Source organism: Nocardiopsis sp. LOL_012, from assembly GCF_048060475.1.
Taxonomy (GTDB): Bacteria; Actinomycetota; Actinomycetes; order Streptosporangiales; family Streptosporangiaceae; genus Nocardiopsis.
In genome coordinates this window covers 12,624-27,078 of the sequence record NZ_JBHMIV010000010.1, presented here as the reverse complement: position 1 = coordinate 27,078, position 14,455 = coordinate 12,624, and the positions used below count along the sequence as shown (strand labels likewise).

Here is a 14,455-nt window from a genome sequence, read left to right as displayed (position 1 = left end):
GGTGTTCTCAGGCTGGGACGTGCGGAGAGCCCGGGGGTGCGCGCGGGCCGTGCACGGACGGCGCGGCGGACGCGGTGGGAACGGCGGCCAGGGGCTCCGGAGGCGCGGTCGTCGCGGGGCCGGGCGGCGTGCGCACGAGCAGCAGCGGAGGCAGGGCCCGGGACAGCAGGGCCGTGAGCCGCCACAGGGCGGACTCGCCGTGGGCGAGCAGGGCGGCCGCGAGCAGCGCCGCCCACAGGTGGGCCAGGAGCATGCCCGGGGCCAGGCCCAGCTCGACGAGGTGCGCGAGGAGGCCGTGCCCGCTGTGCTCCGCCCCGAAGGAGGGAGACGGCCCGCCGGAGCCCTGGAGGACGGTGTGGAGGCCGAGCTGGGCGCAGGCCAGGACCGCGAAGATGTCGGTGAAGCCGCGCATCACCCTGGTGAAGTGCCACAGCACCGGGACGAGGAGCACGGTGGCCAGGACGAGGCCGGCCGCGGGGGCGGGGACGGGGGACGACAGGTTGTGCCCGGTCCAGGACAGCCATGTGCACGCACCGGCCAGGAGCGCGGTGCGGGTGAGTCGGAGGGTGCCGTGGGCGGGGCGCACGTGACCGAACCTAGGACCTGGCAGGTGGGGCCGCAAGGAGGGGGCTCACACCCGGCTCACGGGGAGAAGCGCGAGAGCCGCCGGACACGGCCGCCGGGCGCGATCCCCCTCGCGCCCGACGGCCCGCGCCGACGCCTCACGAGGCGGGGGCCAGGACGGCGCGTCGCATGTAGCGGCGCTCCTCCGGGGTGGTCCCGCCCCAGACGCCGTGGGCCTCGCCGGCTCGCAGCGCCCACCGCAGGCACTCTTGGCGAACAGTACAACTGCGGCAGACGGTGAGAGCCTGCTCGGTGTCGGCGCGCCCGATTCCGGTGCTGCTGACCGGGAAGAAGAGCTCCGGGTCGTAGGAGCGGCAGCGTCCCTGAACGACCCAGTCCTCGCTCTCGTGGTACAGGCGGTTCACGTGAGCCTCCGATCCGTGGCTGAGATCCGTGGTCGGTGTCCCCCGCCGTGGATCCCACAGCGGGAGGGGCCTCGGCCTCACCACGGTTTCCGGGTGCCTCGCCCCCGGGTCAGGGGCGAAGCGATGCGACCAAGTGTAGTACGACCTCTTGTAGTACTACACGGAGTCTGCTGGAAAAGCGCAGATCCATCAAGGCCCCGAGGGGTGTGGGCGGGGTGGGCAGGTGTCTTCCCGGATGCCGTCGCCGTGCGGGGCCTGTGTCGAGGGGTGCGTGCTCCGGTTCGGAAGTGCCTGCCCAGCAGCGGTTCCGCGCGCTTCGGTGCGGTGCCTTTGCGGCGTGCCTCGCGCGCGTGAAGCTTTATGTCGCGAGCTTTCCACCGAATTGATGTGACTTAACACACTGTTAATAATGCCCTCGAAGGCTCTATGTTTGACCCTGAGTGCGATCCGCCACACGCGCCGAACCGCGTGGCGACCCGCCGTGGTCGGCTCGCGCGCGAAAGGCGAAATCCCCTGATGGACAGGGCACTCACGGCGGGAGCCGCCCCCCGGAGGCCCCCCGCGAGGGCTCTGACCAGGTCGTTGTTGCGCTGCTAAATAAACGGGTCCTACCCGATGCCGATCTGGTCAAACATGTGGGCGGGATCTGCCTGAATCATTCTTGGTGTTCGGTTGCTAAGTTCATTCGACGTGCCACATCTACAGACGAACCTCCAAGCACGCGACCGAACCGACGGCGGGGCCACCGGCTCTGAGGCCACAGGGGCCGCGGGCCGTGGGGACGTGCGCCTGACGCAGCCGTCCCTGGAGGACGGGCCGCGCATGTGGCGGCTGGCGGGCCAGGCGGGGATGGACGTCAACTCCCCGTACGCCTACACGCTCTGGTGCAGGGACTTCGCGAAGACGAGCGTCGTCGCCCGCGACCCCGACGGCGGTCTCGCCGCCTACGTCACCGGACACGTGCGCCCCGACAGCCCGGACACGTACTTCCTCTGGCAGGTCGCCGTCGACTCCGCGTACCGCGGACAGCGGCTGGCCCGCCGGATGCTCGACTTCATCGGTGACCGGATCGCCGACCAGGGAATTCGTTATCTCGAAGCGACCGTTACACCCGACAACGCCGCATCACGCGCGCTGTTCTCCTCGTTCGCCCGGGACCGTGACACCGAGATCGCATGGAGCCCGCTCTTCACCGAGGAGCACTTCCCGCAGGACGGCGGGAGCCCCCATGAACCAGAGGACCTCGTCCGCATCGGCCCCTTCGGGCCGCGGGCGGGCCAAGAGCGTGCCTGACCATCCGCAACGGATCGACCGATCCTGACCCACCCCGTCGTCAAAGCCACGAGCCCACGAACTTGGGGAAAGGAACCAAGGAACACACGATGGAGACCTTCCAGCGCCTCGAGTCCGAAGTCCGCGGATACTGCCGGAACTGGCCTGTCGTCTTCGACAAGGCCGTCGGAAGCCACGTCTACGACGAGAGCGGCAAGCCCTACCTGGACTTCTTCGCCGGGGCCGGATCCCTCAACTACGGGCACAACAACCCCGAGTTGAAGGCCTCGCTCATCGAGTACCTCACCGATGATCGGATCGTCCACAGCCTCGACGCCTACAGCACCGCCAAACGCGAGTTCCTGAAAACGTTCGAGGAGGTCCTCCTCAAACCCAGGGGCCTGGACTACAAGATCCAGTTCCCCGGCCCGGCGGGCAACAACGCCGTCGAGGCCGCCCTGAAGCTGGCCCGCAAGTACACCGGCCGCCAGACCATCATCAACTTCACCAACGGCTTCCACGGCATGACCCTGGGCGCGCTGGCCGTGACCGGCAACTCCATGAAGCGCGGCGGTGCCGGCGTCCCGCTGGACCACGTCGCCACCATGCCCTTCGACAACTACCTCGACGGCAAGACCCCGGACTTCCTCTGGCTGCGCACCCTGCTGGAGGACAGCGGCAGCGGTCTGGACAAGCCGGCCGCGGTCATCGTCGAGACGGTCCAGGGCGAGGGCGGCATCAACGCCGCCAGCGCCGAGTGGCTGCGCGGGCTGTCCGAGCTGTGCACCGAGTACGGCATCCTCATGATCGTCGACGACATCCAGATGGGCTGCGGCCGCACCGGCGACTTCTTCAGCTTCGAGGAGGCCGGGATCACCCCGGACATCGTCACGCTGTCCAAGTCCATCAGCGGCTACGGCCTGCCGATGGCCCTCACGCTGTTCAAGCGCGAGCTGGACGTGTGGAGCCCGGGTGAGCACAACGGCACGTTCCGCGGCTTCAACCCGGCCATGGTGACCGGCGTCGAGGCGATGCACCGCTACTGGAGCGACGACTCCTTCGCCCGGGCCACCAAGGCCAAGGGCGAGATGGTGGCCGCGCGTCTCCAGGAGATCGCCGACGAGGTCCCCGAGACCGGTGCGCACGTGCGCGGCCGCGGCCTGGCCCGGGGCATCGCCTTCGAGGAGGCCGCCGTCGCCAAGCGGGTCACCGCCGAGGCCTTCGACCGCGGCCTGCTCCTGGAGACCTCCGGCCCCGAGGACGAGGTGGCCAAGCTCCTGCCGCCCCTCACCACGACCGAGGACGAGTTCACCCAGGGTCTCGACATCATCGCCGAGTCCGTCCGCGCCGCGGTGAAGGTGGCGCAGCCGGCCTGAGACAGGCCCTCCCGGGGTCCCGTGGACCCCGGGGCTCCCCCCGACTGAAACGCAGGGTCACGGGGCCGATCGGCGCCCTCCCGGAAGGGAAGCCGACCGGCCCCTGTCCGTGTTGAATGGACCGAAGCGATTGGCGCACGAGCGCGTTAAAGGAGACCATCAGTGATCGTTCGCAGCCTGGACGAGGTCAACGGCACCGACCGCGACGTCGAGCACGGCAACTGGCGCAGCCGCCGGGTCATCCTGGCCAAGGAGGGGGTGGGCTTCTCCTTCCACGAGACCGTGCTGTACGCGGGTACCGAGACCAGCATGTGGTACGCCAACCACATCGAACTGGTGCACTGCATCGAGGGTGAGGCCGAACTCACCAACGATGAGACCGGTGAGAAGCACATCATCACCCCGGGCACCCTCTACCTGCTCAACGGTCACGAGAAGCACACGGTCCGTCCCAAGACGGACTTCCGCGTGCTGTGCGTGTTCAACCCGCCGGTGACCGGGCGCGAGGTGCACGACGAGAACGGCGTGTACCCGCTCATCGTCGAAGAGCCGGCCGAGGGCGACGCCCCGGTCGCCTGACGACCGGGCGGCTCTGCGCGGGCGGGATCCCTCCGGGGGTCCCGCCCGTATCCGTTTCCCAAGCCCCACAGTGACCCCCTGAGCCACCCAGGGTCACGCGGTACAGGTGACGGCACACAGCGGCGTTCTCCAGGCGTTCACCGGCTGGTGGAGGACCCATAACCAGTGCATAACGGACTAATCGTGCCTAGTTACTGATAAGCGGCCTGGGTAGGGAGAATCCCGTACCAGTGCCGTCGGCCCAGTCCTGTCGGCGGCCGGTCTCCGTGCCGTGTGCCACCCCCTCGCGGAGACGTCAGAGGCAGGAGTTCCTGTCCCCCGAACGCGCGGCGTCGCCGTCCGCTTGACAGGCGAAGGCGCCGCTCCCCCGAGTTCTACGAGGAGCAGTCGTGAAGAAGCAGGTACCAGCGGTCAACCAGGGTGCGATGTGGGGCCGCCGAGACGCGTTCCGACTGGGCGGTGTGGGGCTCGCCGTGGCCGGTCTCGCCGCTTGCAGCCGGGTGGACGGCGGCGACGGTGACGGCGGAGGTGAGGGTGGCGGCCAGTCCACTCTGGACCGCCTGCGCGAGCAGGGCTTCGTCACCGTGGGCCTCGCCAGCGAGATCCCCTTCGGCTTCATCGACGACGCCGGCAACCCGGCGGGCCAGTCCCCGGCCGTGGCCCAGGCGGTCTTCGAGGAGCTCGGCGTTCCCGAGATCCAGGCCGAATCCGTCGCCTGGGACGGCTTGATCCCGGGCTTGCAGGCCAGCCGGTTCGACGTCATCGCCGCCGGCATGTTCATCAACCCGGACCGCTGCCAGCAGGTCGCCTTCAGCGAGCCGACCGCCACCTCCCCGGAGGCCTTCCTCGTCAACGAGGGCAACCCGGACGACATCACCCACTTCACGTCGTTCGTGGACAACTCCGATCTCAAGCTGGCGGTCCTCAACGGCTCCGTGGAGCAGGACTACGCCGAGCACTTCGGTATCCCCGAGGACCAGCTCGAACTGATCCCGGACCAGACCACCGGCTACGAGCTGCTGGACGCCGGCCGTGTGGACGCCGTCTCCATGCTGAGCGTGTCCCACACCTACCTGCTGCTCGACCGCGGCGGCCCCTTCGAGGTCACCGAGGCCTTCTTCCCCGAGATCGACGGCACGCAGGAGAAGGGCTGGGGCGGCCTGGCCTTCCGCCAGGAGGAGGCCTCGCTCGTGGAGGAGGTCAACCGGGTCATCGCCGAGTTCAAGGAGAACGGACGCCTCCTGGAGATCGGCGAGGAGTGGGGCTTCACCGAGGCCGACCTGCCCGACGACGTCACGACCGCCGAACTCTGCGAGGGCTGATACCGCGTGCAGTTCTTGATCGAGCGGCTACCGCTCTATCTCGACGGCGCGTGGGTCACCATCCAGCTCACCATCGGCGGCTGTGCCCTGGCCTTCGTCCTGGCCATGGCCTTCGGCGTCCTGGGCAGCATGAAGCACTGGCTGCCCAGGGCCGTGGCCACGGTCTACGTGGAGGTCTTCCGGGGCATCGCCGCCTTGGTGCTGATGTTCTGGATGGCCTACGCGCTTCCGCTGGCCACCGGGTTCCAGCTCAACGATGTGTTCGCCGCGATCCTGGCGGTCGGGCTGAACGTCGGCGCCTACGGAGCCGAGGTGGTCCGTGCCGCGATCAACGCTGTGCCCAAGGCCCAGATCGAGGGCACGGTCGCGCTCAACATGTCCTGGTTCCAGCGCACCCGGCTGGTCGTGGTTCCGCAGGCCTGGGCACAGATGCTGCCGACGTTCGGCAATCTGGTCATCGAACTCATGAAGGCCACGGCGGTGGCCTACCTCATCGGTGTCACGGACCTGACGGCGGTCGCCGATCAGATGCGTGAAGCCACCGGTGAGACCATCGCGGCCTTCTCCGGTGCCCTGATCCTCTACTACGTCATCGCGCAGGTGCTGATCTTCGGTATGCGCCTCCTCGAACGGCGGGCCAACCGGAAGCTGGGCCGGACACCTTCGAACGGCAACGGCAACGGTAAGGGTCTGAGCATCCGCCTCAGGAACCCGGCCGTCGGCGGAGCGGGGGGGGCGAGCACATGACCTGGGATCTCCAGTTCACCCTCGAATCCATGCCCACTCTGCTGGAGGGGCTCCTGGTGACGGTCCAGGTGACCGCGATGGGCTACCTCATCGCGCTCTCCCTGGGGCTGCTGATCGCCATCGCCCGGCGCGTGCCCGTGGCAGGGTCCGTCCTGCACGTCGTGATGGAGTTCATCCGGACCACACCCCTGGTGGTGCAGTTGGTCTTCGTCTTCTTCCTGACACCGCCCAACATCTCCGGGATGACCGTGGGTGTCGTGGTCATCGGGGTGCACTACTCGGCCTACACCGCCGAGGTGTACCGGTCGGGCATCGAAGGCGTGGCGAAGGGGCAGTGGGAGGCCGCGCGGGCGCTCAGCCTGCCCGCCACCCGGACCTGGGGGGCGATCGTGCTGCCCCAGGCCATCCGGAAGGTCATCCCGGCCCTGGGCAACTACCTCATCTCCATGTTCAAGGACACGCCGCTGCTCATCGCGATCGGTGTGGCCGAGCTGCTCACCCGGGCCCAGCAGATCGGCTCCGCGAGCTTCCGCGTGGTGGAGGCCTACACCATGGTCGGGTTCCTCTTCCTCCTGGTGAGCATCCCGTCCGCGATCATCATCCGACGACTGGAGAGACGTTATGCCGCCGTCTGACGCCCCGGCCACAGAAGAACCCCAGGGGGGAGAGGGCCAGCCGCAGATCGTCTTCGACAAGGTGGTCAAGCGCTTCGGTGACCTCACCGTCCTGGACCACCTCGACTTCTCGGTCGAGCCCGGTGAGCGCGTCACGCTCATCGGCCCCAGCGGTTCGGGCAAGACGACCATCCTGCGTCTGCTCATGACCCTGGAGAAGATCACCGAGGGCCACATCCACGTGGCCGGTGAGCCGTTCAGCCACATGCGCCGGGGCTCGAAGCTGGTGCCCGCCAGCGAGGGCTACCTGCGTGAGAAGCGCAAGAGCATCGGCATGGTGTTCCAGCAGTTCAACCTGTTCCCGAACATGTCGGTGCGCAAGAACGTCACCGAGGCGCCCGTGCACGTCCTCGGCCTGCCCAAGGACGAGGCCAACGCGCGGGCCGAGGAGCTGCTGGACCTGGTCGGGCTGGGGGAGAAGATCGACGCCCACCCCACCCAGTTGTCCGGCGGGCAGCAGCAGCGTGTGGCGATCGCCCGCGCGCTGGCCATGCGGCCGGACATCCTGCTCCTGGACGAGGTGACGTCCGCGCTGGACCCGGAGCTGGTGGCCGGTGTCCTGGACGTGCTGCGCCAGGTGGCCGAGACCACCGACATCACGATGCTGTGCGTCACCCACGAGATGGCCTTCGCCAGGGACGTCTCGCACCGCGTGCTGATGTTCGACAAGGGCCGGATCGCCGAGGAGGGGTCCCCGGAGAAGATCTTCGAGGACCCCCAGGAGGAGCGCACCAAGGCCTTCCTCAGCTCGGTGCTCGACAACGGCCACTGACAGGGTCGGACCGGGCGGCGGCCGGGGCGCGGGGACCGCGCTTCGGCCGCCGTTTTTGGTGCTTTTCGGCTTACCCTAACCACGACATACCGTAGTCATGAGAATGCTTTTAGTCTCTCCTTGGGCAGAATGGGTGTCCTGAGGCAGGGGGGACTCTTGTGACCGAGACGCGAAGTTGGGGGCTCACCTCGGCGGGTGTGTTCTTCGCAGTGGTCGTACTCGCGATGCTCGCCAGTGCCAGCCTCCGCGCGGAGGTCCTGGGCCCGGACCTCCCCATCTTCCTGGCGGGGTGGGGTGTCGAGGTGGCCGGGGCGGTCATGGCCTTCGCCCTCGTCCGGTGGTTCGGCGACCGGGACGGGCTGGACCTGAGGATCCGCCTGGCGATGGAGGAGCACCCCGTCGGCCGGGAGCTCGGCCTGCTCTTCGGCTTCCTGGGCGGGTTCATCGTGCTCATGGTCCTGCTGTCGGGGATCTTCTCGCTGCTGTCGGGGGAGATCGGCGCGGACCTGCGCATGTCGGCGGCGATGGTGTCCCGGCTGCTGTTCATGTTCGCCCTGCCGCTGCTCTTCATGGACCGCGCCGGGTACACCGTCAGCGGTCCGGGCTTCGCCATGGCCTCGCTCGCGGTGGCCGTGCGCGAACCCTGGCGCTGGCTCGGCCTCATCCCGGTGGTGTTCTTCGTCGGCGTGCTCGGGGCCGCCGCCATGCCCACCTACGGCCTGATGGGTCTCTCACTCGCTGCGCTGGGCCTCGTCCTGGCCTTCGCGCTCATCGCGGTGTGCGAGGAGATCTTCTTCCGGGGCATGGTGCAGACCCGGCTGGAACTGGTCATGGGGCGGTGGGGCGGGATCTTCGCGACCGCCGGCATCTACTCCCTGAGCTACGCCCTCACCCAGCCGTATGACATCGTGGGCCAGTTCAGCCGTACGGACCCGGTGTACGACGTCGGTCTCGCCCTGTGCATCTACGGGTCGGTCGCCCTCTTCCACGGCTGCCTGTGGACGTGCTACCGCAACATCTGGCTGAACGTGTTCGTCCACCTCTGCGGCATGCTCATCCTCCTGCGGCCAGAGGTCACATCGCCCTTGTTCTGAGAGAAGTCGCCTTCCATGCACCCTCCCCTAACCCGTAGGAAACATGGTACGAAAATCCCTACTGGATGATCGGGTGTATGGGGACTGATGGGTACACACTCCGCATAGCGGTTGTAAGGGGGTCATCTTCCCATCATCCGAGCGTCACTTGATGGTCATCATGAGGGGGGAGTCTGCCAACTGTGAGTACGGAACCAGCGTCCACGCCTGTGGAACCCACCGCCGAGGAACTCCCGCCGGATCGCTTCATGGACCGCGAGGAGGGCTGGCTGCGGTTCAACCAACGGGTCCTCGAACTCGCCGAGGACGAGGAGGTCCCGCTCCTGGAGCGGGCGCGGTTCCTGGCCATCTTCTCCAGCAACCTCGACGAGTTCTTCATGGTCAGGGTCGCCGGTCTCAAGCGCCGCATCGCCACCGGCCTCGCCGTGCCCTCCTCCAGCGGACACCAGCCGCGGGCCACCCTGGAACGGGTCTCGGAGTTCACGCGCGAACTCATGCTCCGCCACGCCGCCTGCTACCACGAGAGCGTCGCCCCGGCCCTGCGCGAGGTCGGGATCCGCATCGTGCGCTGGGACGACCTCGATGAGGCCGAGCGGGAGTACCTGCACGGGCTCTTCCGCCGCTCCATCTACCCGCTCGTCACACCGTTCGCCGTCGACTCGGCCCATCCCTTCCCCTACATCTCCGGCCGCTCGCTCAACCTCGCGGTCACGGTCCGCGACCCGCGTGACGAACGGCGCATGTTCGCCCGGGTCAAGGTCCCCGGGTCCCTGGCGCGGTTCATCGAGCTCGCCGCGGGCGAGGGCAGGCGCTTCGTCCCCGTGGAGGACATCATCGCCGCCCACCTTCCCCAGCTCTTCGAGGGGATGGAGGTCGTCGAGCACCACGCCTTCCGCGTCACCCGCAACGCCGACCTGGAGGTGGACGAGGACGAGACGGACGACCTGGTCCAGTCCCTCGAACAGGAACTCCTGCGCCGGCGCTTCGGACCCCTGGTGCGGCTGGAGGTGGAGCAGTCCATCTCCGAGGAGGTCCTGGCCATCCTCATGGAGGAGCTCGGCGCCGCCGACGAGGAGGTCTACCGGGTCCCGGGTCCGCTGAACCTCGCCGGACTGTCCCAGATCGCCGATGTGGACCGCCCCGAACTGAGTTTCCCGCCGATGGTCCCGGTGGAGCCGCCGGTCCTGAACTCGGGCGACCTGTTCGCGGCCATCCGCAAGGACGAGATTCTCGTCCACCACCCCTACGAGTCGTTCGCCACCACCACCGAGCGCTTTCTGGCCCTGGCGGCGGGAGACCCCAAGGTCGTGGCGATCAAGCAGACTCTGTACCGCACCAGCGGTGACTCGCCCATCGTGGACGCGCTCATCGAGGCGGCCAGAGCGGGCAAGGAGGTCGTCGTCCTGGTCGAGGTCAAGGCCCGCTTCGACGAGCAGAACAACATCCAGTGGGCCCGCAAGCTGGAGGACGCGGGCTGCCACGTCGTCTACGGTGTCGTCGGGCTGAAGACCCACTGTAAGCTCTCCATGGTCATCCGGCAGGACGACGACGGCCTGCTCCGGCGGTACTGCCACGTGGGCACCGGAAACTACAACCCGGCGACCGCGCGGATCTATGAGGACCTGGGCCTGTTCAGTGCCTCCTCCGAGGTCGGGGAGGACGTCAGCGACCTCTTCAACAGCCTCACCGGATTCTCCCACAAATCCCGTTACAGACGGCTTCTGGTGGCCCCTTCGGCGCTGAGGGACGGATTGCTGGAGCAGATCTCCACGGAGATCGAGAACGCCCTCAAGGGCGACCCGGCCCGCATCCGCATCAAGGTCAACTCCCTGGTCGACCGGGAGATCATCGACGCCCTGTACCGGGCCTCGCAGGCTGGGGTGAGCGTCGACCTGTGGGTACGCGGCAGTTGCGTCCTGCGCGCGGGCGTCCCCGGGCTGTCCGAGAACATCCGTGTCCGCAGCGTCCTGGGCCGCTTCCTGGAGCACTCCCGTATCTTCATCTTCGCCAACGGGTGGCGCCCCCAGGTCTGGATCGGCAGCGCCGACCTCATGCCGCGCAACCTGGACCGGCGCGTGGAGGCACTGGTACGGATCTCCGACCCCGACCAGTGCCGACGCCTGGTCGGACTCGTGGACCTGGCGATGGCCGACAGCACCTCGGCCTGGCGGCTGGAGCCCGACGGCACCTGGACACGGGCCAGGTACGATGACGACGGCCAACCGCTCGTGGACCTCCAGGAGGCCCTGCGCGGTGACCGCCGCCCGCGGGCGACGGAGTACTGACGGAGGAGTCCGAGACCATCGACCAGCACAGCCCCCAGCCCCCCGACGCGACCGGCCCCGCACAGGTGACCAGTGCCTTTCCACCGCGTGACACCGCGGTGGGCGGGTATCTGGAGCCCATCCGAGCCGGCGGCACCGTCCTGTGGCGCACCGGAGCCGACGGCCCGGAGGTCGTCCTCATCCGGCGGCCCGACCGCGGTGACTGGACCCTGCCCAAGGGCAAGCTCAAGAACGGCGAGCACCCCATCACGGGCGCCGCGCGCGAGGTCAGGGAGGAGACGGGGCTCACACCCGTCCTCGGCCGCAGGCTTCCGCCGCAGCACTATCTGAAGGACGGGTGGCCCAAACAGGTCGAGTGGTGGGCGGCCACCCCCGCCGAGGCCGGCGGCGCGATCGACTACGAGCCCAACGACGAGGTCGACGAGGTGGAGTGGGTCCCGGTCGAGGCGGCCCTGTCCCGCCTCACCTACGACCACGACGTGAAGGTGCTCGACAACTTTCGCGCCGGACCCGCCGACACCTTCCCCGTGATCCTCCTGCGCCACCTGTCGGCGGGGGAGAAGCGCTCCTGGGACGGCAACGACCTGCTCCGCCCCCTGGACGAGACCGGGCGCGCCGACGCACTCGCCCTCCCACCGGTCCTGGCAGCCTACGGTCCCGCCCGGGTGGTCTCCTCCGCGGCGGCGCGGTGCACCGAGTCCCTGCTGCCCTACAGCGTGGAGTTCGACGCGCCGATGCGCACCGAGCGCGCCCTCACGGTGCCCGTGAACGGGCGGGGCGAGGCCGGGGACTTCGACGTGGAGGCGGCGAGGGAGGCCTTCGCGGCGATCCTGGCCGAGGGGCGGCCGACCGTGGTGTGCACCCACGGCGAGATCATCCCCCACCTGATGCGGGAGACGCTCACCCAGCTCGACGCACCGGTCTCCCAGCAGCTCGGCCTGCGCAAGGGCGCGTTCTGGGTGGTGCATCTCGCGCGCGGCGGCGGACTGGCAGGGGTGGAGCGGCACGCTGTGCGCGGGTGACATGATCCCCCTATGGCCAAGCACAGAGTTTCGCGCAGTATCACCGTGAACGCCCCGGCCGAGCGGGTCTTCGACCTCGTGGCCACGCCGTCCCGGCACGGGGAGTTCGACGGTTCGGGCACCGTGGGCGCCGTCGTCTTCGGGCCGGAGCGGCTTTCGGAGGACTCCCGGTTCGGTATGGACATGCGGATGTTCGGAGTGCCCTACAGGATGACCAACCGGGTGGTGGAGTTCGAGGAGGGGCGCCTCATCGCCTGGCGGCACGTCGGACGGCACCGCTGGCGCTACGAGTTGGAGGAGCTGTCCGAGGGCGGGACCAGGGTGACCGAGACCTTCGACTACGCACACGGGCTGGCCGCCTACTACGTGCTGGCCGGGATGCCGGCGAGGAACGCGCGGGGGATCGAGGCGACGCTGGTGCGGCTCAAGGCCGTGGTGGAGGGGGACTGAGCCGCGGGTCCGGTCGGCCCGGGCCGACCGGACCCGCGTTCCGTCTACCAGTGGTAGCCGTCGTGGCTGTGGCCCTTGTGGCCCTTGTGGCCCTTGTGGTCCTTGCCCTTGTCCTTGCCGTGGTCCTGCGGGTGGTACCAGCCGTCGTGCCTGGAGTCCTCGTAGTAGTACCCGTGGTCCTTCGGGTACCACCAGTGCTTGTGGTCCGAGCCGTCGTAGGCGGAGGCGGGGGCGGCGGCCATACTGACAGCGGCACCGGTCGCCATGGTCACGAGGGCGAGTGCGGCGAGACGTTTCACGTGCAAATCCCTACCGTGCGTATCTAAATGACTACTGACAGTCGTGACTGTAGGCCAGTGATTTCCGTTTGGCCAGTTCATCGCTGCCGTGGAGGCGAATCCGGCCCACCAAGCCCTGTGGGTGCGCGGTCAGCGCATCCCATAACGGAGCCTTGAGGGAGTGTTCGGTGGATACCGTGCAACGTGCACCAAGGTGTTTTTCCGTGAAATACGCCCTAGAGTTCGGCTGAGCGTGAGCGCGCCCGGAACGCGGACCCGGGGCGGTGGGACGACGAATCAGGAGCAGCGGTGGAGAACAGCTTCGGCGATGTCTGGCGGGAAGTCCTGTCCGTACAACCCGCACCCGACCAGTGGATCGTCATCGCCGCGGCCGCCGTCGCCCTCGCGGCCGTCCTCCTCGGCCCCCCGTGGCGCGTGGCGCGCAACGTCGTCACCATCGCCCACGAGGGCGGGCACGCCCTGGTCGCCCTGCTCAGCGGCCGCCAGCTCACCGCGATCCGGCTGCACTCGGACACCTCCGGGGTGACGGTCTCCCGCGGCAAGCCCACGGGCATCGGCATGGTCCTCACCGTGTTCGCGGGCTACGTCTCCCCGTCCGTGGTCGGACTCCTGGGCATCCTGATGCTCATGGCCGACCGCATCACCGCGCTCCTGTGGCTGAGCATCGCCGTCCTCGGACTGATGCTCCTGATGATCCGCAACCTCTACGGAGTCCTGTCGATCGTGGCCACCGGTGCCGTGGTGTTCTGCGTCAGTTGGTTCACCCCGCCCGACATCCAGGCCGCGTTCGCCTACCTGTTCATCTGGTTCCTGCTCTTCGCGGGCATCCGCCCGGTCATCGAACTCCAGTCGCAGCGCCTGCGCCAGCCCTCACCGCACTCCGACGCCGACCAGCTCGCCAGGCTCACGGGTGTCCCCGGAACGCTGTGGGTGGTGGTCTTCGGAGCGGTCACCATCGCCGTGACCTGCCTCGGAGTGTGGCTGCTGCTGCTTTGACGGTCCCTCGCGAGCCCGCCTGTCGACCGCCTCAAAGGACGTCTGCGGTGCGGCCCTTCCCGAGGTGCCCGGGCGCCGAGAAGGCCGGCGTTCGTCGTCACTGCCGCCTTGCCCGTCGCCTGAGGCCAGACGGCTGGAGCACTGACCCCCAAGGGGGCTCGTGGCGCGGTCTCTCCCCGGCGTTCAGGCGGCGCGGGGAGCGGCGAGGGCCTCCGCGACCGAGTCGAAGACGGGGACCCGTGTGTCCAGCGAGGTCACGCGCAGCGTCTGGCGCACACGGTCGGCCGGGGCGGCGACGGCGAGCAGGGCCTGCTGGGACAGGGCGGTCTTGTGCGCGCGGATGAGTACGCGCAGTCCGCTGGAATCGATGAACGCCAGGTCGGTGCAGTCCAGCACGACACGGCCGGACGGCTGCGTGCTGAGGGCATCGATCACCGCCTCCTGGAAACGGTGCTCGGTGGCCATGTCGATCTCCCCGTTCAGCGCCAGGACCCGCCCGGCGTCGTTCAGGGTGGAGGAGATGGTCAGGTCGGGCATTGCCACTCCGGCGTACTCGGGCCGAACCAGACGGATCGGCG

The 14,455-nt window shown here is 68.6% G+C and carries 16 protein-coding genes; 12 read left to right on the top strand and 4 right to left on the bottom strand.

What is annotated here, in order from left to right; translation table 11 throughout:
- Positions 1 to 7: 7 nt before the first annotated feature.
- Positions 8 to 586, bottom strand: coding sequence for a copper resistance protein (locus ACFHWE_RS08585; protein ID WP_416600117.1), 579 nt, complete (start codon positions 584 to 586; stop codon positions 8 to 10).
- A gap of 136 nt (positions 587 to 722) precedes the next feature.
- Positions 723 to 989: a WhiB family transcriptional regulator gene (locus tag ACFHWE_RS08580; RefSeq protein ID WP_416600115.1), complete on the bottom strand. Its 267-nt coding sequence runs from the start codon at positions 987 to 989 to the stop codon at positions 723 to 725.
- Between the two features lie 783 nt (positions 990 to 1,772).
- On the opposite strand from ACFHWE_RS08580, the gene ectA reads away from it, so the two are divergent.
- The 11 genes from ectA (at position 1,773) to ACFHWE_RS08525 (ending at position 12,582) form a co-directional block, all read left to right on the top strand.
- On the top strand, positions 1,773 to 2,282 hold the full coding sequence (gene ectA, locus ACFHWE_RS08575) for a diaminobutyrate acetyltransferase (protein ID WP_416600254.1): 510 nt from the start codon (positions 1,773 to 1,775) through the stop codon (positions 2,280 to 2,282).
- 89 nt (positions 2,283 to 2,371) lie between these two features.
- On the top strand, positions 2,372 to 3,637 hold the full coding sequence (gene ectB, locus ACFHWE_RS08570; RefSeq protein ID WP_028648901.1) for a diaminobutyrate--2-oxoglutarate transaminase: 1,266 nt from the start codon (positions 2,372 to 2,374) through the stop codon (positions 3,635 to 3,637).
- A gap of 162 nt (positions 3,638 to 3,799) precedes the next feature.
- Positions 3,800 to 4,216, top strand: a complete 417-nt coding sequence (locus ACFHWE_RS08565; protein WP_416600114.1) for an ectoine synthase — start codon at positions 3,800 to 3,802, stop codon at positions 4,214 to 4,216.
- Positions 4,217 to 4,641: 425 nt separating this feature from the next.
- On the top strand, positions 4,642 to 5,538 hold the full coding sequence (ehuB, locus tag ACFHWE_RS08560) for an ectoine/hydroxyectoine ABC transporter substrate-binding protein EhuB (protein ID WP_416600253.1): 897 nt from the start codon (positions 4,642 to 4,644) through the stop codon (positions 5,536 to 5,538).
- Positions 5,539 to 5,544: 6 nt separating this feature from the next.
- The gene (gene ehuC, locus ACFHWE_RS08555; protein ID WP_416600112.1) at positions 5,545 to 6,285 is read left to right on the top strand and encodes an ectoine/hydroxyectoine ABC transporter permease subunit EhuC; all 741 of its coding nucleotides are present in this window, start codon (positions 5,545 to 5,547) and stop codon (positions 6,283 to 6,285) included.
- Complete coding sequence (gene ehuD / locus ACFHWE_RS08550; RefSeq protein ID WP_416600110.1) at positions 6,282 to 6,920, top strand: ectoine/hydroxyectoine ABC transporter permease subunit EhuD; 639 nt, start codon at positions 6,282 to 6,284, stop codon at positions 6,918 to 6,920. Before ehuC ends, ehuD begins: the two co-directional genes overlap by 4 nt.
- Entirely contained in the window at positions 6,907 to 7,731 is an 825-nt protein-coding gene (ehuA, locus tag ACFHWE_RS08545) for an ectoine/hydroxyectoine ABC transporter ATP-binding protein EhuA (RefSeq protein WP_416600108.1), read from the top strand. Before ehuD ends, ehuA begins: the two co-directional genes overlap by 14 nt.
- Before the next feature lie 158 nt (positions 7,732 to 7,889).
- Positions 7,890 to 8,825, top strand: a complete 936-nt coding sequence (locus ACFHWE_RS08540) for a type II CAAX prenyl endopeptidase Rce1 family protein (protein WP_416600106.1) — start codon at positions 7,890 to 7,892, stop codon at positions 8,823 to 8,825.
- 209 nt (positions 8,826 to 9,034) lie between these two features.
- On the top strand, positions 9,035 to 11,110 hold the full coding sequence (locus ACFHWE_RS08535) for an RNA degradosome polyphosphate kinase (RefSeq protein ID WP_416600252.1): 2,076 nt from the start codon (positions 9,035 to 9,037) through the stop codon (positions 11,108 to 11,110).
- A gap of 65 nt (positions 11,111 to 11,175) precedes the next feature.
- Positions 11,176 to 12,132, top strand: a complete 957-nt coding sequence (locus ACFHWE_RS08530; RefSeq protein ID WP_416600104.1) for an NUDIX hydrolase — start codon at positions 11,176 to 11,178, stop codon at positions 12,130 to 12,132.
- Positions 12,133 to 12,144: 12 nt separating this feature from the next.
- Positions 12,145 to 12,582 carry an SRPBCC family protein gene (locus ACFHWE_RS08525; RefSeq protein WP_416600102.1) on the top strand — a complete coding sequence of 146 codons (438 nt, stop codon included), beginning with the start codon at positions 12,145 to 12,147 and terminating at the stop codon, positions 12,580 to 12,582.
- A gap of 44 nt (positions 12,583 to 12,626) precedes the next feature.
- Here ACFHWE_RS08525 and ACFHWE_RS08520 read toward each other — a convergent pair whose 3' ends face one another.
- Positions 12,627 to 12,881 (bottom strand): hypothetical protein, encoded by a 255-nt coding sequence (locus ACFHWE_RS08520; RefSeq protein WP_416600100.1) that lies wholly within the window; start codon positions 12,879 to 12,881, stop codon positions 12,627 to 12,629.
- A 288-nt stretch (positions 12,882 to 13,169) separates the two neighbouring features.
- On the opposite strand from ACFHWE_RS08520, the gene ACFHWE_RS08515 reads away from it, so the two are divergent.
- Positions 13,170 to 13,877, top strand: a complete 708-nt coding sequence (locus ACFHWE_RS08515) for a M50 family metallopeptidase (protein ID WP_416600098.1) — start codon at positions 13,170 to 13,172, stop codon at positions 13,875 to 13,877.
- A gap of 183 nt (positions 13,878 to 14,060) precedes the next feature.
- Here the strand turns inward: ACFHWE_RS08515 and ACFHWE_RS08510 are convergent, their stop codons facing one another.
- Complete coding sequence (locus tag ACFHWE_RS08510; RefSeq protein WP_416600250.1) at positions 14,061 to 14,414, bottom strand: STAS domain-containing protein; 354 nt, start codon at positions 14,412 to 14,414, stop codon at positions 14,061 to 14,063.
- Positions 14,415 to 14,455 lie beyond the last annotated feature (41 nt).